A 20138-nucleotide genomic window follows, 5' to 3' on the forward strand; every position below is an offset into this window, starting at 1 on the left:
GACTCGTACCCTGTCCGGCCGGGACTCGTCCCGAGCAGGTCGCTGTCGACCTCAGTCGGTGAAGAGTGTGTGCACATCGCCGGTGAGCTTGCGCCCGCCGAGCGCTTCGAGCTCGAGGACGACCGCCGAGCCGATGACCGCCGCGCCGAGGTCCTTCACGAGCGCCTGAGCGGCAGTGAGCGTCCCACCTGTGGCGAGGATGTCATCGACGAGCAGAACGCGTTCGCCGGACTTGAGCACATCGGGGCCCTCGATCGTGGCGGTTCCGTACTCGAGCGAATACGACACTGCTGCTGCCGGTCTGGGAAGCTTGCCGGCCTTGCGGATGGGCAGGATGCCGACACCTGTCATCGCCGCGATGGTTCCGGCGAACAGGAAACCGCGAGCTTCGAGGCCGCCGACGATGTCGAATTGTCCCTCGAACGGTGCGATGAGCGCCTCGGTGACGGCACGCATGGCGGCACCATCTGCAAGCAGGGGAGAGATGTCACGGAAGTTCACCCCCGGCTCCGGATAGTCGGGAATCGAAGTGATCAGGGTCTTCGCGCGTTGGAGATCTGTATTCGTCACGGGTCAACGATACTCGGTGGGGAGTATCGTAGTGGACACCGGAATGGGGGTCGCCATGGAGTCCAAGCATCCACAGGTCTCGGTCCCAGAGGCCTTTTCCCAGGTGCCTCGTGAGCTGTTCCTACCCGAGGAAGAACGACACTTCGCCTCCAGCAATGTGCCGCTGTCAATCGGCGAGAGGCAGACGAACTCCCAACCAAGCACCGTTGCGGACATGCTCGAGCTACTCGAACCGCGGCCCGGGCATCGGGTGCTCGACGTGGGCTCAGGCTCGGGGTGGACAGCGGCTCTCCTCGGCGTCCTCGTCGGTCCGCGTGGACAGGTGACTGGCGTGGAACGCCACCATCGGCTCATCGAACGCGCACGGGCGTCGCTGCGGCGGCTCGATCCTGACACTGTCGATCTGAGCAACGTCGAGATCATCACTGCGGACCCGGGAACCCTCGGCCGGCCGGATGCTGGCCCATTCGACCGGGTCCTCGTCTCGGCTGAAGCACAGACTCTGCCAACCGAACTCATCGAGCAGTTGAGGGTCGGCGGCGTCATGGTCATCCCCGTGGCAGGGGAGATGTTGAAGGTCGTGGTCACCGGAACCGGTGACCACGACGTCTCCATCACGCGGCACGGACAGTACCGCTTTGTCCCGCTCATCCGCGACTGATCGCGTGACTTCTTCCGGGAGAGAAGCTTCCTCCGCAGGCAAGTCGTAAACTACGGCAGCCATCAGCTACGTGTACCCACAAAAGCACAGTGCAGGCGGTGTGCTTTTGCAGGCTGAGGTAGCTGAAGTGAGGTATTTTATTATTGTTTATTGTCATATGATGGCATTAGATGCAATATTGATGCATGTACCAGGTATTCGACACTGCTCGATTGCTCAGGCTCGGACTGTCTGAGCGTGATATTCGCAAGGCGGCCGCATGCTGCTTGGAACGCGTCGCCCGCGGTCGATTCGCTGTCCGACGAAGATGTGACAATGAACGGCATCGGCGAGTTTGGGAATCTGTCGACCAAGAAGATGCAGAGCTTCTAGTGAATACGAACGATTTTCGCGATGTCCTCGAGCGACTGAAAGTTCTCATCAGGGCTCGCGCGGATACAGCGAGCGATCGCCAGCAGAGCGCGGGTGGCCGAGTGCGAAATGAAGTCTTCTCCCCTATTTCGGCCGCTCTCCTGTGGACGCTTGAGGTCGCTCGACCGATCGAGGGGCGCGTTGAAGTGATTCGGCCGGGTATCAGCCGGCGCCACGCAAATCTGATCGTCAGAAGACGAACGCTCCCGCCGGAGCATGTTGCTAGAATCGGAGATGTCGCCGTCACCACTCTTGCCCGGACTCTCGTCGATGTCGCCCGAGACTACGGCTTGGACGTGAGTGTTCCTATGCTCGACAATGCATTGCGACGAAACAAGGTGTCGAAGGCTCAGCTCTTCGACGTGGTACAGGCTGCCCATGAGGTGAGGAACGAGAATCGGGTCACTGAGGCAATCAGCTTGACGGATCCCCTCAGAGAGTCACCTGCCGAATCGATTGTCGCAGTTCGGTTCTTCGAAAACGGAATCCTCGATTTCGAGTCTCAGGTCGAAGTCCGCGATGCGCAGGGTCGCTTCATAGCCCGTGTCGATTTCCTGCATCGAGGGGCGATGATCATCGTGGAGTTCGACGGACGAGGCAAGTACTTCCTCGACGACCGTGATCACAGAGTGGCCTTTGACAGAGAACGTGAGCGTGAGCGGCAGCTGAGAGCGCTTGGCTATCATGTCGTGAGGATCTTTTGGAAAGATCTATTTCGTCAGCAGAAGTTCACTGAGTTGGCTCGATTGGTAAGGGCACGTATGGCTCAGCCATCAGCTACGTGAACCCACAAAAGCACAGTGCAGGCGGTGTGCTTTTGCAGGCTGAGGTAGCTGAGAGCAAGCAACTGCCATTCACACCAGCGAGTCCCGCCACGCCTTGTGGAGTTGGGCGAACTTGCCTGCACCGGAGATCAGCTCATCCGGCGTGCCGTCCTCGATGATGCGCCCGGAGTCCATGACGAGGACACGGTCGGCGATCTCCACGGTCGACAGCCGGTGGGCAATGATGATCGCGGTTCGGCCTTCGAGGACTGTCGCCAGCGCCTTCTGCACCAGCCGTTCGGAGGGGATGTCGAGGTGGGCGGTCGCCTCGTCGAGGACGACGATGTCCGGGTTCGCCAAGAACACGCGGGCGAAGGACACAAGCTGGCGCTGTCCCGAACTCAGCCGGCCGCCGCGCTTCTTCACATCCGTCGCGTAGCCCTCGGGCAGATTGCGGATATAGGGGTCGAGGCCGACGGCCACAGCAGCGGCGAGGACCTCGTCATCACCGGCATCGGGATTGCCGATGCGAATATTGTCGGCGATCGTGCCCGCGAACAGGAACGACTCCTGGGTGACCATGACCACGCTCTGACGCAGCTGAGCATCGTCGAGATCACGCAGATCCACCTCGTCGATGGTGATCCGACCTTCACTGGGATCGTAGAACCGCGTGACCAACTTGACCAAGGTCGACTTGCCCGCGCCTGTGGCGCCCACGAGGGCCACGATCTCTCCCGCTGGGATGCGCAGGTCGAACCGGGGGAGGACATCGGGACCGTCGCCGTAGGAGAAGCGGACATGGTTGAGATCGATCGAGCGCCCGCTGGGCTTCGAAGCCAGCTCCTCCGCCGCCGAGGTGGTGCCTGAGGTCTGGTGGGATCTGTGCGCTGGCAGGGCCTTCGGACTCGTCGGTGCCACCACCTCGGGATCGGTGTCGAGGACGGCGGCCATCTTCTCCAGCGCCGCCGAGGCGGACTGATAGAGGTTGAATGACTGAACCAGTTCATCAAGTGGACCGTAGAACCGGCGCAGGTAGAGGATGAACGCCGCGAGCACGCCGATCTGGGTCCAATCCTCGATGACGAGCCACGCGCCGACGATGATGATGACCGTCTGCGTGACATTGCCGACCAGCCGCGTCCAGCCCGCGAACCAGGCCACGCCGCGCAGAGCATCGGTGTTGGCGTCGCGGTACTGGGTGTCCTCGTCTTTGAGGGTGCCGCGGCGATCGGGCTGCCGGCGGTAGGCCTGAACAGCACGGATCCCGCCCATGGTCTCGACGAAGTGGACGATGACCTTGGCGATCGAGGTCCGAGTCCGGCGGTAGGCGTTGCGCTGTGATGTATGGGCGGACTTGGTGATGAAGAACAGCGGGATGAACCCGAGGAAGACCACGATGGCCAGGGGCACGTCGAGGACGATGAGGGTGACGGCGATGAACGTCATCTCGAACAGAGCCAGCGCCGTGTCGAAGAGCGAGTAGGTGAGGAACTGCTGCACCGACTCCATGTCAGAGGTCTGCCGCGACACCAGCCGACCCGAGGTCGATCGCTCGTGATACCCCAGGTCGAGGCGTTGGATGTGATTGAACAGCCGGGAGCGGAGAGTGTAGACGACCTTCTGAGCGGTGATGCCGACCAGCCTCGTCGAGGTGAAAGCGAGGACCGCCGAGGCGATGGCAGAGATGACGAAGGCGGAGACTGCCCGAATCAGCGGCTCTGGATCGCCCTCGACAGCTCTCGGAACACCCTTGTCGAGCGCATCGGCGATGAAGATCGGACCGATGACGAGGAATAGAGCGGTGAGCACGACGATGACGAATAGGAAGATCGCCATCGGCAGATGCGGTCGAACGAGTGAGAGGAGCAGCGCACGGGCCTTCTTCGCGATGTCCGGCGGAAGCTGCTCGACCTCGTCCTCATTGAGGCGTGGAATGCTCATCGAGTGCCCCCTTCCGACGAGTGCTCCGCCGCCGAATGCTCAGACGCCGCGGAGGCGCTCTGTGTGCGCGCGGCCGTGGCAGCCGCCGCACCCATGAGCTCACGGTAGAGCGGGGAAGAGCCCAGCAGCTCATCGTGGGTGCCCAACGCGACGATGCGACCCTCGTCGAGGACGGCAACGGCATCGGCCAGCGCCGAGGTGGACGGACGGTGGGCGATGACCAGCGTCGTCGAATCGGGCAGGATCTCCCGCAGCGCCCGCTGCACCCGATCCTCGGTATCGACGTCGACCGCGGACAGCGGATCGTCGAGGACGAGGATGCGGGGCGCACCGATCACAGCACGCGCCAAGGCCAGGCGCTGTCGCTGCCCACCGGACAGAGACAGGCCCTGCTCGCCGACCTGCGTATCGAGCCCCTCCGGCAGCCGCTCGACGAAATCCTTTGCAGCCGTGATCTCCAAGGCCTGCCAGATCGCGTCGTCGTCGACCCCGGGCGCACCCATGCTCACGTTCTCAGCCACCGAGGTGGAGAACAGGATCGGGTCCTCGAAGGACACGGACACCAGGTTGCGCACCTCGTTGACGGGCAGATCGCGAATATCGGTGCCGTCCACGCGCACGGAACCGCCGGTGACGTCCTGCAGGCGTGGGACGAGGGAGGCCAAAGTCGTCTTCCCCGACCCGGTCGCACCGACGATGGCAAGGGTCTGGCCCGGCTCGATATGCAGATTGAGGTTCTTCAGGGTCTCGCGGTCGGTGTCGGCGAAGTGGAAGTCGACATCCTCGAAATCCAGCTCACCCTTGTAGCGACCTACATCGGGGGCATCGGCGATCCGACCGTCGGCGTCGGTGATGTCGTGTCGGATGTCGATGACCTCCCAGTACCTTGCCGCGGCGGTCAGGGCCATGAGGGCATCGGCGAGGAGGAAGCCGAGCATCTCGATCGGCATCCGCATCACCATCGAGATGGTCACGCCGGCGACGACGGTGCCGATCGTCGTCCACCCCTGCACGACGCCCCAGGTGCCGACCGCCACGATGGCGGCCTGGGCGAGTGTGGGCAGAAGGATCAGCACACTCCAGAACCAGGAGTCGAGCTTCGCCTTGCGCACTTCGATGCTCTGGAACTTCCGTGACAGCAGGGAGAACCGCTGTGCCGCCCAGGGGGAGCGGCCGAAGGACTTGAGGATCCGGATCCCCTGAATCGACTCCTCGACTTCGGTGGTGATCTCACCGACGGTGTCCTGGGAGAGCCGGGAGGCCTCTCGGTACCGCTTCTCGAAGACCGTGACCGTCGCAATCGTCGGTATGGCCATGATCAGCATGATCAGACCGAAGACCGGCTGCAGGAAGGTGAGGATGATGGTGCCGATGATGATGATCAGCGGGGTCGTCACGAGGAAGGGGATCCCGAAGGCGAAGAACCGTCGCAGCTGGGAGAGATCATTGATCGCGCGCGAGAGCAGTTGTCCTGATTCCCACGAATCGTGGATGGCCACCGAGGTGTACTGGAGTCGGTCGAAGAGACGTGATCGCCAGGTGATCTCCCACTGGGCGACGACCGGAGCGACGAGGAGTCTGCGACCCCACAGTGCCACCGCCTCGGCGATGCCGATGACGAGGACCCCGAGCACGGGCAGCCACAGACCCGAGAGATCACGGTGGGCGATGGGGCCGTCGATGATGTGACCGGTGATCAGGGGGATGATCAGTTGGATGCCGTTGGCCAGGAGTGTGAGGGCGAGTACAGCGATGTACACGCCGATGCGAGAACGCAGATCGGGCCAGAAACGTAAGAGGGGACGCACCTTTGAGAGCCTAGTCTGGGCGCGTGTCGTAGTCCATGGTTCTCACAATCGAACCTTCCCTTGCTCCGTGGGCGGCTTGATAGCCGCGATTGCGGACCCCGGCCTTCGGTCTCACCCTTCAGTCGACGTCAGTCCCAAATTTCGAGACGATCCATTGCGACGTTTGACACGCTTATTGCCAGCGGTGAACTATTGAGCCATGACTCACCTTCTTGTCGTCGTTATTACTCAGCGCGCGGATCTTCCGTAGCCTGTCAACACGACACGTTCCGCGCGCCCCTACCGAAACCGGAGGGGCTTTTTTCATGCGGAGACAAGATGGATCACTAGGAAGGATACGAAACGATGGCAGCCACGCCCTCGGCCCAGTCAGCGGGAACTGGCACTGCGCCCAGCCCAGCCCCGGTGACCGCGACCCCGTCAAGCATTCGACGCAACTCGACCCCTGAGGTCCTCACCGGAGCACAGGCGATCGTCCGCAGCCTCGAGCTCCTCGAAGTCGAGACGGTCTTCGGCCTTCCCGGCGGCACCATCCTTCCGACCTACGACCCGCTGTTCGAGACCGATAAGATCCGCCACATCCTCGTTCGCCACGAGCAGGGAGCCGGGCACGCGGCCGAAGGCTATGCCGCAGCATCGGGCAAGCTGGGCGTGTGCATCGCAACCTCGGGTCCGGGTGCGACGAACCTCATCACAGCGCTCGCCGACGCCCATATGGATTCCGTCCCGATCATGGCCATCACCGGTCAGCAGAGCTCGAAGCTGCTGGGCACCGACGCCTTCCAGGAGGCCGACATCGTGGGAATGACGATGCCGGTGACCAAGCACAGCTTCCTCGTGACCAAGCCCGAGGACATTCCCTCGGCGATACTGAACGCCCATCACATCGCGACCACAGGCCGGCCCGGCCCGGTCCTCGTCGACGTCACCAAGGACGCACAGACGGGCACCGCTCCCTTCGTCTGGCCCGAGGAGCCGCAGCTGCCCGGGTACCGTCCCATCCTCAAGCCGCATGCGAAGCAGATCCGCGAAGCCGTCCGGCTCATCTCGGATGCCCAGCGCCCCGTGTTCTACATCGGCGGCGGTGTCATCCGCTCCCAGGCGGAGAAGGAGCTGCTCAAGCTCGCCGAGGCGACCAACATTCCCGTCGCCACGACCCTGATGGCTCGCGGTGCGTTCCCCGACTCGCACCAGTTGCATCTCGGGATGCCCGGTATGCACGGCAGCGTGCCCGCTGTGACCGCCCTCCAGAAGTCCGACCTCCTCATCACCATCGGCGCCAGGTTCGATGACCGAGTCACCGGCAACCTCGATTCCTTCGCCCCGAACGCGCAGGTCATCCACGCCGATATCGACCCGGCGGAGATTGGGAAGAATCGTGACGTCGACGTCGCCATCGTCGGTGATGCCCGCGAGGTGCTTGCGGAGATGCTCACCGAGATGCGCGGCAAGTTCCCCAAGGCTCTCGAGCGTCAGCGCGAGCCCTGGTGGCGCTTCCTCAATCGCCTCAAGACGACCTACCCGCTGGGCTATGACACACAGGATGAACTCTGCGATCCGCAGTATGTGATCTCGCGGATCTCGGCCCTGACCGGACCCGAGGCGGTCTACGCGGCCGGTGTCGGCCAGCACCAGATGTGGGCCGCTCAGTTCGTCGAGTTCGAGCGCCCCAAGTCATGGCTGAACTCCGGTGGCCTCGGCACCATGGGCTACTCGGTGCCTGCAGCGATGGGGGCGAAGGTCGCCGAACCGGACCGGGTGGTCTGGGCCATCGACGGCGACGGATGCTTCCAGATGACCAACCAGGAACTCGCGACCTGCGCGCTCAACGACATCCCGATCAAGGTCGCGATCATCAACAACTCGTCACTGGGCATGGTTCGTCAGTGGCAGACCCTGTTCTATGACGGCCGGTACTCCAACACCGATCTCAACACCGGCCATGAGACGATCCGGATCCCCGACTTCGTCAAACTCGCCGAGGCCTACGGCTGCCTGGCCCTGCGCGTGGACAGCAACGACGATGTCGATGCTGCGATCAAGACGGCGCTGGAGACCAACGACCGTCCCGTGGTCCTCGACTTCACGGTCCCACCGGATGCCATGGTGTGGCCGATGGTCGCCGCCGGAGTCTCCAACGACGAGATCGAATACGCACGCGGCATTCGCCCCGAGTTCGACGGCGAAGGCGACGAGCAGGCCGAGAACAAGATCGCGGACGCAGGCACGGAAGAAGACGGCACGGTTCGCTCCGTGGCACAGATCGAAGGAGGCCTGGAATGAACAACCGGCACACACTCTCAGTCCTGGTCGAGAACAAGCCCGGCGTGCTCACTCGCTTCACCGGCCTCATCGCCCGTCGCGGCTTCAACATCCACAGCCTCGCCGTGGGCGTGACCGAACACGATGAGCTCTCGCGCATCACGGTCGTCGTCGACGTCAAGGACGTGCCGCTGGAGCAGGTGACCAAGCAGCTCAACAAGCTGGTCAACGTGATCAAGATCGTCGAGCTCGAACCGGCCACCTCGGTGCGACGAGCCCACATCATCTACAAGGTCAAGGCCAACGCCACCACCCGTCCGCAGGTCGCTGCGGCAGTGGAGATGTTCCGTGCCAAGATCGTCGACGTGGGTCCCGACTCCGTCAGCGTCGAAGCCACCGGCGAGCTGGGCAAGGTCGAGGCCCTGCGCGAAGTCCTCGAGCCGTTCGGGATCAAGGAGATCGTCCAATCGGGCACCGTGGCCATCGGTCGCGGATCGAAGTCGATCACCGACCGCGCCCTACGCAATTGAACCTGTGACACTGCGCAGCTGAACCCTACGCAGCTGACGTCCTCACGTTCCACTTCGTGGAACATCAACCATCTCAACAAGTGAACAGCAGTACCGAACTGTGAAACAATGGGGGAGTACCCCAAACCTCTGAAGGAGCAAGAGAACTATGGCAGCAGAACGCTATTATGACGACAACGCAGATCTGTCCGTCATCCAGGGCAAGAAGGTCGCCGTCATCGGCTACGGCAGCCAGGGCCACGCGCACTCACTGAGCCTGCGCGATTCCGGTGTCGAGGTCCGCATCGGCCTCAAGGAAGGCTCCGCCAGCCGCGACAAGGCCGCAGCCGAAGGCCTCGAGGTCGGCACCCCGGCCGAGGTCTCCGAATGGGCCGACCTCGTTGTGATCCTCGCTCCTGACCAGGTTCAGGCCGAGATCTACAATGCTGAGATCGCGCCTAACCTGTCGCCCGGCAACGCTCTGCTCTTCGCCCACGGCTTCAACATCCGCTTCGACTACATCCAGCCGCCAGAGGGCGTCGACGTCATCATGGTCGCGCCCAAGGGTCCCGGACACGTTGTGCGTCGCGAATACGTCGATGGACGCGGCGTCCCCGTTCTCGTGGCCGTCGAAGCAGACGCCACCGGCAGCGCCTGGGAGCTCGTGCTCTCCTACGCCAAGGGCATCGGCGGACTGCGTGCCGGTGGCATCAAGACCACCTTCACGGAGGAGACCGAGTCGGATCTCTTCGGCGAGCAGACCGTTCTCTGCGGCGGCACCTCCCACCTCGTGCAATACGGCTTCGAGGTCCTCACCGAAGCCGGCTACCAGCCGGAGATCGCCTACTTCGAGGTTCTCCACGAGCTCAAGCTCATCGTCGATCTCATGGTCGAGGGCGGAATCGCCAAGCAGCGTTGGTCGATCTCCGACACCGCTGAGTACGGCGACTACGTCTCCGGACCTCGCGTCATCACCCCGGACGTGAAGAAGAACATGGAAGCCGTCCTCGCGGACATCCAGAACGGCAAGTTCGCCGAGCGCTTCATGAACGACCAGAAGAACGGTGCGGCCGAGTTCAAGGAATTGCGCTCGAAGGAAGAGACGCACCCGATCGAGACCACAGGCCGCGAACTGCGTAAGATGTTCGCGTGGCTCAAGGACTCCGATGACGACTACACCGAGGGCACTGCCGCTCGCTGATCGTCACACCACGAAGCCCCGGAAGGCCGCTTGGCCTCCGGGGCTTCGTCGTACCCGCTCCGGTGGGAGGCGACTATTTCCACTCATTGCGGACCCGCAATCCTGGTGATGTGAATTACTGTTGGAATCGTGACGAATTACAGGTTCGAGAACTTCAAGCCCGCCTTCGACGAGTCCACCGGCGCCCCCGATGAACGCACGCAGGGATACTTCGCCTCGACGAGTGTGGGATTCCACGACGCTCGGTCCACCGATGATGCGCTGAAGAACCGTGTCGAGCGAGCCATCGCCGACGGCCGGAATCTCACCGCCGTCTACGCGAAGCAGGAATACGAACACGCCCTCGACGCCAGCGTTCCCGTGGCGACCTTCGCGTGGTTCGAGAAGCTGGTCAACGTGGGCGGCGGGCGTCTGGTGCCCGGTCACCTGATCACATGGGTGACAGTGCGCCCGACGCACCGCCGGCGCGGACTGCTGCGGTCACTGATGACGAGCGACCTCGCCGAGGCGAAGGCCGACGGATACCCGTTCGCCGCACTGACAGCGACCGAAGGTGGGATCTACTCCCGCTTCGGCTTCGGCGTCGCCACCTGGGCCCACTCCATCGAGGTCGACACCTCACCCGGTTTCAAGATGGTCCACGAACCCGACCGCCGAGTCGAGATGTGTCTGCCCAGCGAACTGCGCGAACTGGCCCCGAGGATCTACGGGGAGTTCATGCGCACCTCTCCGGGTGCGATGGAACGCCAGCAGACCTACATTGAGCGCGCCACCGGTGCTTTGAACACCGACACAGGCGAAGCCGACCGCGGTGTGCGTGCCGCCCTGCACTTCAACGAGCAGGGAGAGCCCGACGGCTACGTGTCCTATAAGTTCGCCGGCTGGTCGAAGAATCCGCCGACGATCGATCTCATCGACTTCGTCGCGGTCACCGATGCCGCCTATGCCTCACTCTGGTCGTTCCTGGCCGCCATCGATCTGTCGACGAGAGTGACATTCGGAGAATCCGCCGAGGACTCGCCGCTGCCCTGGCTGCTCACCGACTCCCGCCGTGTTCGGACCGTGTCCACGGAGGACAACATCTGGATCCGGATCCTCGACGTCAAGGCAGCGCTCGAAGCCAGGCCCTGGTACGTGCCCGGCACATTGGTACTGGAGATCGACGACTCCCTCGATCTGGCTGGTGGTCGCTACACGATCACCTCCGACGGTGAGAACGCCGTCGTCGAAACCGCCCCCGATTCGGCTCCGGCCGATCTGAGCATGGGCATCGCGGAACTCGGCTCCCTCTACTTCGGCGGCGCCGACCCCGTCATCCTCGCCCGCGCAGGACGCATCGACGAGAACGTGCCAGGGGCTGCCGTACGCGCCAGCTCGATGTTCAACCTGGGACGCATGCCGTACTCACCCAACGGGTTCTGAGACCCACACCTGAGTGAGCGGAGACTCCCTTCCCAGAGTTTGAGACTTTGTGAAAGCATTCACAAAGTCTCATAAGATGGACGCGTCCCGGACGCAACAGGAGGAACTCAGTGCCCAAGCCCATCGTGCTCATCGCCGAAAATCTGTCACCGGCCACCATCGATGCCCTCGGAGGCGACTTCGAGATCCGTTACACCGAAGGCGCTGACCGCTCTCAGCTCCTCAACGACATCGTCGATGCCGATGCGATCCTCGTCCGCTCCGCCACTCAGGTCGATGCCGAGGCGATCGGCGCGGCGAAGGGTCTCAAGGTCATCGCCCGCGCCGGCGTCGGACTCGACAATGTCGACGTCCCGGCGGCCACCTCGGCGGGTGTCATGGTCGTCAACGCTCCGACCTCGAACATCATCTCCGCGGCGGAGCTGACCATGGCCCATATCCTCGGGTCCGCACGCTACTTCGGCGCCGGCAACACCTCGCTCAAGGCGGGGGAGTGGAAGCGTTCGAAGTACACGGGCGTGGAGCTCTACGAGAAGACTCTGGGCATCGTCGGACTCGGTCGCATCGGCGGTCTCGTGGCCGAGCGCGCGAAGGCCTTCGGCATGCGTCTGGTCGGCTACGACCCCTACATCACACAGGCTCGCGCCGCACAGATGGGCGTCGAGGTCGTCGACCTGCCCGGGCTCTTGGCCGTGTCCGACTTCGTCACCGTCCACATGCCCAAGACCCCGGAGACGATCGGCATGATCAGCACCGAGGAATTCAAGATCGCGAGGTCGGGCGCACGGTTCATCAATGTGGCCCGCGGCGGCATCATCGACGAGGACGCCCTCGCCGAGGCGATCGCCGCAGGTGAGGTCGGCGGTGCCGGCATCGACGTGTGGAACACCGAACCTCCGGAGCACTCGGCGCTGATGGAACTCGACGCCGTCAACGTCACGCCCCACCTCGGCGCATCGACCGCTGAAGCACAGGAGAAGGCCGGCGTCGCCGTGGCCAAGTCCGTGCGCAAGGCCCTGGCCGGAGAACTCGTTCCCGACGCGGTCAACGTTGCCGGCGGAGCCATCCACGAGGACGTGCGCCCGGGCATTCCCCTGGCCGAACGACTCGGCCGAGTCGTCAACTCGCTGGCGAACTCCTCTGTCACTCACTTCAAGGTCGAGGTCAACGGCGAGATCGCGGACAAGGACGTGTCCGTCCTCAAGCTCTCAGCGCTCAAGGGCCTGTTCAAGGACGTCGTGTCCGATCAGGTCTCCTACGTCAACGCACCGCTGCTGGCCGAGGAGCGCGGCATCGGCGTCGAACTCGTCACCGATCCGTACTGCGAATCCTTTCGCAACGTCACACGGCTGACCGCGACGACGAGCGAAGGGCAGCGGATCTCGGTCTCGGGCACCGTGACCGGTCCGAAGCTCGTGCAGAAGCTCACCGAGGTCAACGACTTCGACCTGGAGATCGAGCTCACCGACAACCTGCTCATCTTCCGTTATGAGGACCGTCCCGGCATCATCGGTCAGCTGGGCCAGGCTCTCGGCGCCAACGACATCAACATCGCCGGCATGCAGGTCTCGCCTTCGGCGACCGACAACGATGCACTCTCCGTGCTGGCAGTCGACTCGGCGGTATCCGAGGAAGTCGTCAAGGCAGTGGCCGGAGCCGTCAACGCCTCAGCGTTCAGCGGAGTCTCACTGAGCGAGGACTGAACTCCACAGGAAACAGCAGATCGAAGAAGGACCCGTTCAACTCTGATGATGAGGTGAACGGGTCCTTGTCGTCGCCCAGGTCCAGAGCTCGTCGGCGAGCACTGCAGCCGAGATGCCGATGAGGGCTCCGGCGATCGTGTCGGAGAGCCAGTGCACCTGCAGCGCTGTGCGCGACCACATCATCAGCAGGATCCACGCGAAGGCCAGGACCATCGACCAGTGGAACCGCAGGCGCACCGGTTCGAGCGGGGCAGTGATCTCGGTCGGAACGGCTGCGGTTTCGGTGGGGACAGTCTCGGTGTCAGTAGGGACAGTCTCGGTCTTGTTCTCCGGTGGGATCGCCAACGGGGGAACTGCGCCCACCGCGGCCAGTCGGAGCATATGCGCACGGGAGGCAATGAATGCCAGCCCCAAGGCCAGTGCGGCCGCGCCCATGGAATGGCCCGAAGGATAGGAATAGCCCAGGGAGTCATAGAGCTGCTCACTGGGGCGGACCCGAGTGACCACGGCCTTGAGCAGCTCGGACAGCCCGATTCCCATGAGCATGGTGGTCACGAGGACGCCCGCGGAGCGGAATCGTCGCAGGAGGACGAAGATCGCGGCCAGCAGGCCGGTGCAGATCACGGCCCCCGTGCCCCCGCCCACCTCGGCGAGGATGACCGCCAGCCAGTACCCGGAGGTGTCGGGCTCAAGTCCGACGAAATTCAGCCAGTCCTGATCAACCGTCGTGGGCCCGGAGACATCGACCCTCAGCCACAGGCCGAAGGCAACGACGAGGAGGACCGCCGGCAGGGTAGACCACAGAATCCACGAGGGTTGACGGACCGACACTATTGAGGGCTCGGACTCAGACTCAAGATCAGGCTCAGGCGTTCCAGAGCCCGTAGGTCGACGCCAGGGAGGCGATCTTCTTTGCGCGTGCCAGACGTGGCAGGTACGAGCCGTCCGTGATCTCGGAGCCGCCCTCGGCAGCCTCGAGAAGCTGGCGGGCCCAGTCGCGCTCGTCTTCGCTCGGGCTCATCGATTCGTTGAGCGTCACGACCTGATCGACGTTGAGCACGAGCTTTCCGGTCATGCCCATCATGTGGGTGACCTCGGCATCCGTGCGGACCTGCTCATCGCTGGCAGTGGCTGCTGAAGGACCGTCGATCGCACCGGGCAGTCCACCCATGCGCGAGGCGATTGTCAGTCGTGAGCGGGCATAGGCCAGTGCCATCGGATCGCCGGAGAAGCCGGTGTCCTTGCGGAAGTCGTTCGTTCCGAAGGCAAGACGGAATGTGCCCGGCGCCTCGGCGATCCTGGTCGCGTTCTCCACACCCATCGCAGATTCGAGCAGAGCGATGACCGGGAGTCCTGCCTTCGCGCGCATCGCGGTGTAGGAGACCTGCTCGGGACGTTCTGTCTCGGGCAGCATCACTCCGCGCAGGCCGGGGAGCATGGCGATGGAGGCAAGGTCGTCGTCCCAGAACTCGGAGTCCATCTTGTTGATCCGGACCCATGCGGACATGCCGCCTTCAAGGGCACGTACGACATTGTCGCGGGCGGCGAGCTTCTTGTCGTCGGAGACCGAGGCCTCGAGGTCGAAGATGACGGAATCCGATTCGGAGATCTGCGCCTCGGTGAAGATCTCCTCCTTGGCCGCGTTGACCAACAGCCAGGAGCGGGAGAGCTTGGCGGGAAGTGCGGCGGCACGGGCGTTGCGGATCGTGTCTGTCAATGATCGACTTTCTCTGGGGTTTCGGGGTGTTCCTCCCATCTTCGACGCTCGGGCCGCGGAATTGTAGTCGGGAACGAAGTTTGAGACATGAAATTGTGGATCACGGGATTCACCGAACCCGGCAGTCGACATGTGTCCGAATAGTAGGACGATCAAGTTGCATGCTGAGATGAGTTCTAGTCTGAGTCCATGAAGTTTTCAATTGCAGTCATGCCCGGCGACGGTATCGGCAACGAGGTCGTCCCCGAAGGCCTCAAGGTCCTCAAGCGCGCCATCGAGGTGTCCGGCGAACCCGTGGAACTCGATCTCACGGACTATGATGTCGGTGCCAAGCGTTGGCACGAGACCGGCGAGACACTCACGGACGACGAGCTGGAATCGCTGCGTTCCCACGATGCCATCTTCTTCGGCGCCTGCGGTGACCCGAGTGTGCCGTCGGGTGTGCTCGAGCGAGGTGTGATCCTCAAGATGCGCTTCGGCCTGAGCCACGCAGTCAACCTGCGTCCCTCGAAGCTCTTCGCTGGAGTCACCAGCCCGTTGGCCGACCCCGGCGAGATCGACTTCGTCGTCGTCCGCGAAGGCACCGAAGGCTCCTACACCGGAATGGGCGGCTCGGTGCGCACCGATACCCCCTACGAGGTCGCGACCGAGGTCTCGATCAACACCTGGTACGGCGTGGAGCGGGCAGTCCGTGATGCGTTCGAACGTGCACAGGCCAGGAACAAGAAGCTCACCTACGTCCACAAGCACAACGTCATGGTCCACGCGGGTCACCTATGGCGTCGCGTCGTCGAGAAGGTCGGCGCAGAATACCCAGAGGTGACATTCAACTACGAGCACACGGACGCGTGCACGATCTACATGGTCACCGACCCCGGCCGCTATGACGTGATCGTCACCGACAACCTCTTCGGTGACATCCTCACCGACCTCGCCGCGGCTGTCACAGGCGGCATCGGTCTGGCCGCCTCGGGCAACCTCAACGTCGAAGGCACGGGACCGAGCCTGTTCGAGCCCATCCACGGATCGGCACCGGACATCGCCGGACAGCAGATCGCCGATCCGACCGCCTCGATCCTCTCGGGTGCGCTCATGGCCTCGCACCTGGGGCTCGAAGTCGTGGCGAAGTCGATCGAGACCGCTGTCGAAGCCGATCTGGCCGACCGCGACGGAACCAAGCGATCCACCGCCGAGGTGGGCGACGCGATCGCTGCCCGCCTGAGCTGACGTGGCCTGCAGGGGCCGAGGTTGGGCACGACCACCTCGGCGAGACGAGAGCCGACTGGACGATTCGTGAGCCATCACCCCGGTGCGACGCGCACCGGGGTGATGGACTACCCTGACAGTGTCACTCATCACAAATGAGAAAAGAGTTCTTATGACCAAGTTTGCCGTTCTCAAGAATGTCCAGCCGCAACCCGAGCTGGTGCGCGAGAACATCAAGAAGGACCCCGGATTCGGGCTCTACTTCACCGACCACATGGCCCATGTCAGGTACACCCTTGACGATGGATGGCACGCTCACGAGGTGAAGCCGTACGGCCCGCTGGTGCTTGATCCTGCGGCTGCAGTGTTCCACTACGCGCAGGAGATCTTCGAAGGTATGAAGGTCTACCGCCACGCAGACGGCTCCGTCTGGACCTTCCGTCCCGAGCGCAACGCTGCGCGCATCAACAAGTCCGCCGAGCGTCTTGCGCTGCCGCAGATCTCGGAATCCGACTTCATCGAATCGATCAAGGCGCTGGTCTCACTCGATCAGCAGTGGGTTCCCACCCCTGAATCCGAAGCCGACGAATCGAGCCTGTACCTGCGCCCCTTCATGATCGCCACCGAACGGTTCCTCGGCGTGCGCTCCAGCCATGAGGTCGACTACTACGTCATCGCCAGCCCCGCCGGGCCCTACTTCTCCGGCGGCATCAAGCCCGTCTCGATCTGGCTGTCGCAGAACTTCAACCGCGCCGGCGCCGGCGGCACCGGATTCGCCAAGTGCGGCGGCAACTACGCGGGCTCGCTGGCGGCGCAGAACGAAGCTGCAGCCCAGGGCTGCCAGCAGGTGCTGTTCACCGATGCGGCAGAGAACAAATACGTCGATGAGCTCGGCGGAATGAACCTCATGCTCGTGACCAAGGATGGCCGCCTGCTCACCCCGGAGCTCGGTGATTCCATCCTCGACGGTGTCACTCGCCGGTCCCTGCTCGACCTCGCCCCGCAGCTGGGCCTGAAGCCGGAAGAGCGCAAGATCTCCGTCGATGAATGGCGTAAGGGAGCTGCCAATGGCGACATCGTCGAAGCCTTCGCCTGTGGCACCGCCGCAGTCGTGACTCCGATCGGCCGTGTCATCGGCACCGAATCCACGATCGACCACGGTGAAAAGCCTGGTGAGAAGACCATGGAGTTCCGTAAGACTCTGCTCGACATCCAGTACGGTCGCGCCGAGGACAAGAACAACTGGATGGTTCGTCTGGCCTGAAGTCTGGGGGCTGCTCAGACGAGGCGGCTCGGGTCGTCCTACATTGAGAGGGTCGGGTGCTGCGATTTCGATCGCGGCACCCGGCCCTTTTGAGCTGCAACAGGACTTTTTGATGTGGCATGCGAATTTCGACAGAACGGACGCTGGGGTTCAAGGAGGCATGGCTCGGCTGGCGTGACACAGTCGACGTGGCTCGGTCTGCTCGACACAGTCAACGTGGCTCGGCAGGCGTGGTTCAGAAGGTGGACATGGTTCAGATGGTGTGGCGAATCCGCGAGAGCACGCGAGCTACCGAAGCCGCGTCGACGAGGTCGGAGTCGGTGAGGCCGCCGACCAGGCGATCGGCTGCGATTCCGCGGCTCAGGTCCTCCGCCGCGCCGCCCGAACGGAGATAGACAGCCGCGAGCGGAGAAGCAGAGACTCCCTCCAAGGGAATGTCGGTCGACCGGATGCGGAATGCCGTTCTCAACATGAATATTCCGCTGGCCAGAAGGAGCCAGGTGAGCGGGAGGGCACATACTCCGAGGACGACGTCGCGTCCTGCCCCCAGTGCGATCAGCAGGGTGGCAATAGCGATGCCGCCGAGGACTGTGAGACCGCCCAGCACGAAGTCCCGGCGAAAATAGCTGCGCTGTCCGATCCTCTTCGACAGGCGAACAACACCTGCCCGGCCCATCACGACTCGAACCACGCCAGTGCGATCAGCGACGAACTGCATCAACGACGCTGCACCCCAACGAGTGAAGACGATTGTCACCGCAGTGCCGAGGACGATTGAGACCGGGATGATCCAGAGCAGTGAACTTGGCTCAGGTAGGAGCAGAAGGGCGATTCCCAGCCACAGGGCCATGCCGACGAAGAAGATTCCGCAGGCGCTGACGCTGAGCCGAACCCGCCCGGGTGTGGTTCCCGTCGCAAGTGCATTGACGATCGCCGACGAAGGCGGGACTCTGTTGCTGAACATAGGCCGTGCCCTCCTGCTGGCGAGTCCTCCTGGGGGTCCGTTGGCTGGAATTCTACAGAGTCGCGCAAACGCCTCTGACTTCCATCGGACTGGATCCAAGCGCGCAGACAAGATGCAGGCAATTTTACTCACAAATGCGTTAAAGAGGTATTGTGGCCTCGTGTCTACTGCAACCTCGGCGTCTACGCCGACCGCTTCCGAAGTCGTTGCCAACCTTCCGTGGCGGTGGCGAACTCAAGGTGCCATCTTCATCATCGGCGGCCTCGGGTTCATGTTCGACGCTTGGGACGTCGCCCTCAACGGGTTCCTCATCCCACTGCTCAGCGACTACTGGAGCCTGAGCGTAGGCCAGGCCGCCTGGATCGCTACGGCCAACCTCATCGGCATGGCGTTGGGTGCCTTCATCTGGGGCGGCATCGCTGATGTCATCGGCCGCAAGAAGGCCTTCACACTCACACTCCTCGTGTTTTCGATCTTCACCGTCGCTGGAGCCTTCTCTCCTGCGTTCAGCTGGTTCATCCTCTTCCGATTCCTCGCTGGATTCGGGCTCGGCGGATGCATCCCCGTCGACTATGCACTCGTCGGGGAATTCACCCCCAAGAAGCACCGTGGTCGGGTCCTGACGGCAATGGACGGTTGGTGGCCGATCGGCGCCTCGCTGTGCGCCTTCGTCTCTGCAACGCTGCTGGACGTGGGGGATTGGCGCCTCATCATGCTTGTCATGATCGTGCCCGCGCTGCTGACGGTTGCCGTGCGTTTCGGAATTCCCGAATCACCCCTCTACCTTGCTTCCGTCGGACGGTACGCCGAAGCCGACGCCATCATCTCCCGGCTCGTTGAGCGCACCGGCGCCGAGGTGACGACGTGGACCCACGATGTCCCCACCGCGGGCGCGACCGACGCTTCCGGTGCCAGCGGCACGACCGCGGCCCAGGCCACCGACACGACCGCGGCCCAGGCCACCGGCACGGGCGACGTAACCGGCGCGGCCCAGGCGCCGGTGAAGACATCGGACTCGGCTGGAACGGTGACTTCCGTCAACAAACAGCTTCGTGCAGCCAGCGGCCAGCTGGTCCAGCTCTGGCAGTACTCGGCGAAGACGACTCTCGTCTCCTGGTCGCTGTTCGTGTCCGTTCTCCTTGTCTACTACGCGGCACTGACGTGGCTGCCGGGCATCCTGAAGAAGCAGGGCATGGGCGATCAAGCAGCATTCATGGTCACCGGGTCGATGACCGCAGTGGGCATCCTCGGCGTCATCGTCTCGGCTCTGATCGTCGAACGTGTGGGCCGAAAATGGGTGCTCGGCGTGACCTCGACCGTCTCCGCCCTCCTCTTGGTCGGCGCTGCAGTGTTCATCGAGGCCTCAGGCTCAGAGCTGACCTTCGCCGCTAAGGCCAGCATCATCGGCTTCGGGTTCGTCGTGCAGATCGCGATTCCCACTCTCTACACCTACGTGTCGGAGTTGTACCCGACTCGTCTGCGAGGTTCGGGGTTCGGCTGGGCATCTGCCGCCTCACGCATTGCAACCGGTATCGCTCCGCTGGTCTTCGGTGCATTCATGTGGCCAGTCCTCGGACTGACAGTGACCTTCATCCTCACAGGACTGCTCGTGATCGTGGCGGTGGTCCTGATGAGTCTGCTTGCGCGCGAGACCACGGGCGAAGCGCTCGATTGAGGTTCCCATCGCTTGGCTTCACCTCTGACCTGGGCTGACACTGATCGGAAATCTCGT

16 protein-coding genes are annotated in these 20138 nt (G+C 63.2%); 10 read left to right on the plus strand and 6 right to left on the minus strand.

Annotated features, from left to right (window positions below; all coding sequences use genetic code 11):
• Positions 1–51 precede the first annotated feature (51 nt).
• Positions 52–570: an adenine phosphoribosyltransferase gene (locus JFC13_RS10450; protein WP_198397009.1), complete on the minus strand. Its 519-nt coding sequence runs from the start codon at positions 568–570 to the stop codon at positions 52–54.
• 31 nt (positions 571–601) lie between these two features.
• On the opposite strand from JFC13_RS10450, the gene JFC13_RS10455 reads away from it, so the two are divergent.
• A complete protein-coding gene (locus tag JFC13_RS10455; protein ID WP_332839386.1) occupies positions 602–1231 on the plus strand; it encodes a protein-L-isoaspartate O-methyltransferase family protein in 630 nt (209 codons plus the stop codon).
• Positions 1232–1704: 473 nt separating this feature from the next.
• Entirely contained in the window at positions 1705–2427 is a 723-nt protein-coding gene (locus JFC13_RS10460; protein ID WP_198397010.1) for a hypothetical protein, read from the plus strand.
• A 69-nt stretch (positions 2428–2496) separates the two neighbouring features.
• On the opposite strand, the gene JFC13_RS10465 is transcribed toward JFC13_RS10460, so the two are convergent.
• Both JFC13_RS10465 and JFC13_RS10470 read right to left on the minus strand, forming a co-directional pair.
• Positions 2497–4350 carry an ABC transporter ATP-binding protein gene (locus JFC13_RS10465; protein WP_198397011.1) on the minus strand — a complete coding sequence of 618 codons (1854 nt, stop codon included), beginning with the start codon at positions 4348–4350 and terminating at the stop codon, positions 2497–2499.
• On the minus strand, positions 4347–6158 hold the full coding sequence (locus JFC13_RS10470) for an ABC transporter ATP-binding protein (RefSeq protein WP_198397012.1): 1812 nt from the start codon (positions 6156–6158) through the stop codon (positions 4347–4349). The genes JFC13_RS10465 and JFC13_RS10470 overlap by 4 nt, the downstream gene beginning before the upstream one ends.
• A gap of 345 nt (positions 6159–6503) precedes the next feature.
• Between JFC13_RS10470 and JFC13_RS10475 the strand changes: the two genes are divergently transcribed.
• The 5 genes from JFC13_RS10475 (at position 6504) to serA (ending at position 13255) form a co-directional block, all read left to right on the plus strand.
• Positions 6504–8441: an acetolactate synthase large subunit gene (locus JFC13_RS10475; RefSeq protein WP_198397013.1), complete on the plus strand. Its 1938-nt coding sequence runs from the start codon at positions 6504–6506 to the stop codon at positions 8439–8441.
• Positions 8438–8950: an acetolactate synthase small subunit gene (gene ilvN, locus JFC13_RS10480; protein WP_198397014.1), complete on the plus strand. Its 513-nt coding sequence runs from the start codon at positions 8438–8440 to the stop codon at positions 8948–8950. The genes JFC13_RS10475 and ilvN overlap by 4 nt, the downstream gene beginning before the upstream one ends.
• A 148-nt stretch (positions 8951–9098) precedes the next feature.
• Positions 9099–10130: a ketol-acid reductoisomerase gene (gene ilvC / locus JFC13_RS10485; RefSeq protein ID WP_143922433.1), complete on the plus strand. Its 1032-nt coding sequence runs from the start codon at positions 9099–9101 to the stop codon at positions 10128–10130.
• 129 nt (positions 10131–10259) lie between these two features.
• On the plus strand, positions 10260–11552 hold the full coding sequence (locus tag JFC13_RS10490) for a GNAT family N-acetyltransferase (protein ID WP_198397015.1): 1293 nt from the start codon (positions 10260–10262) through the stop codon (positions 11550–11552).
• Between the two features lie 110 nt (positions 11553–11662).
• Positions 11663–13255, plus strand: coding sequence for a phosphoglycerate dehydrogenase (gene serA, locus JFC13_RS10495; protein WP_198397016.1), 1593 nt, complete (start codon positions 11663–11665; stop codon positions 13253–13255).
• Between the two features lie 36 nt (positions 13256–13291).
• Here serA and JFC13_RS10500 read toward each other — a convergent pair whose 3' ends face one another.
• Together JFC13_RS10500 and JFC13_RS10505 are read right to left on the minus strand one after the other, a co-directional pair.
• The gene (locus JFC13_RS10500; RefSeq protein WP_198397017.1) at positions 13292–14086 is read right to left on the minus strand and encodes a phosphatase PAP2 family protein; all 795 of its coding nucleotides are present in this window, start codon (positions 14084–14086) and stop codon (positions 13292–13294) included.
• Positions 14087–14120: 34 nt separating this feature from the next.
• A complete protein-coding gene (locus JFC13_RS10505) occupies positions 14121–14972 on the minus strand; it encodes an HpcH/HpaI aldolase/citrate lyase family protein (protein WP_198397018.1) in 852 nt (283 codons plus the stop codon).
• A gap of 189 nt (positions 14973–15161) precedes the next feature.
• Here JFC13_RS10505 and JFC13_RS10510 point away from each other — a divergent pair, with 189 nt between their 5' ends.
• Entirely contained in the window at positions 15162–16199 is a 1038-nt protein-coding gene (locus JFC13_RS10510) for a 3-isopropylmalate dehydrogenase (protein WP_198397019.1), read from the plus strand.
• Between the two features lie 151 nt (positions 16200–16350).
• The gene (locus tag JFC13_RS10515; protein ID WP_198397020.1) at positions 16351–17442 is read left to right on the plus strand and encodes a branched-chain amino acid aminotransferase; all 1092 of its coding nucleotides are present in this window, start codon (positions 16351–16353) and stop codon (positions 17440–17442) included.
• A gap of 253 nt (positions 17443–17695) precedes the next feature.
• Here the strand turns inward: JFC13_RS10515 and JFC13_RS10520 are convergent, their stop codons facing one another.
• A complete protein-coding gene (locus JFC13_RS10520) occupies positions 17696–18406 on the minus strand; it encodes a hypothetical protein (protein WP_198397021.1) in 711 nt (236 codons plus the stop codon).
• A gap of 160 nt (positions 18407–18566) precedes the next feature.
• Here JFC13_RS10520 and JFC13_RS10525 point away from each other — a divergent pair, with 160 nt between their 5' ends.
• Entirely contained in the window at positions 18567–20081 is a 1515-nt protein-coding gene (locus JFC13_RS10525) for an MFS transporter (RefSeq protein WP_198397022.1), read from the plus strand.
• The last annotated feature ends 57 nt before the right edge of the window (positions 20082–20138 follow it).

The organism is Brevibacterium antiquum (assembly GCF_016107655.1).
Classification (GTDB): domain Bacteria; phylum Actinomycetota; class Actinomycetes; order Actinomycetales; family Brevibacteriaceae; genus Brevibacterium; species Brevibacterium antiquum.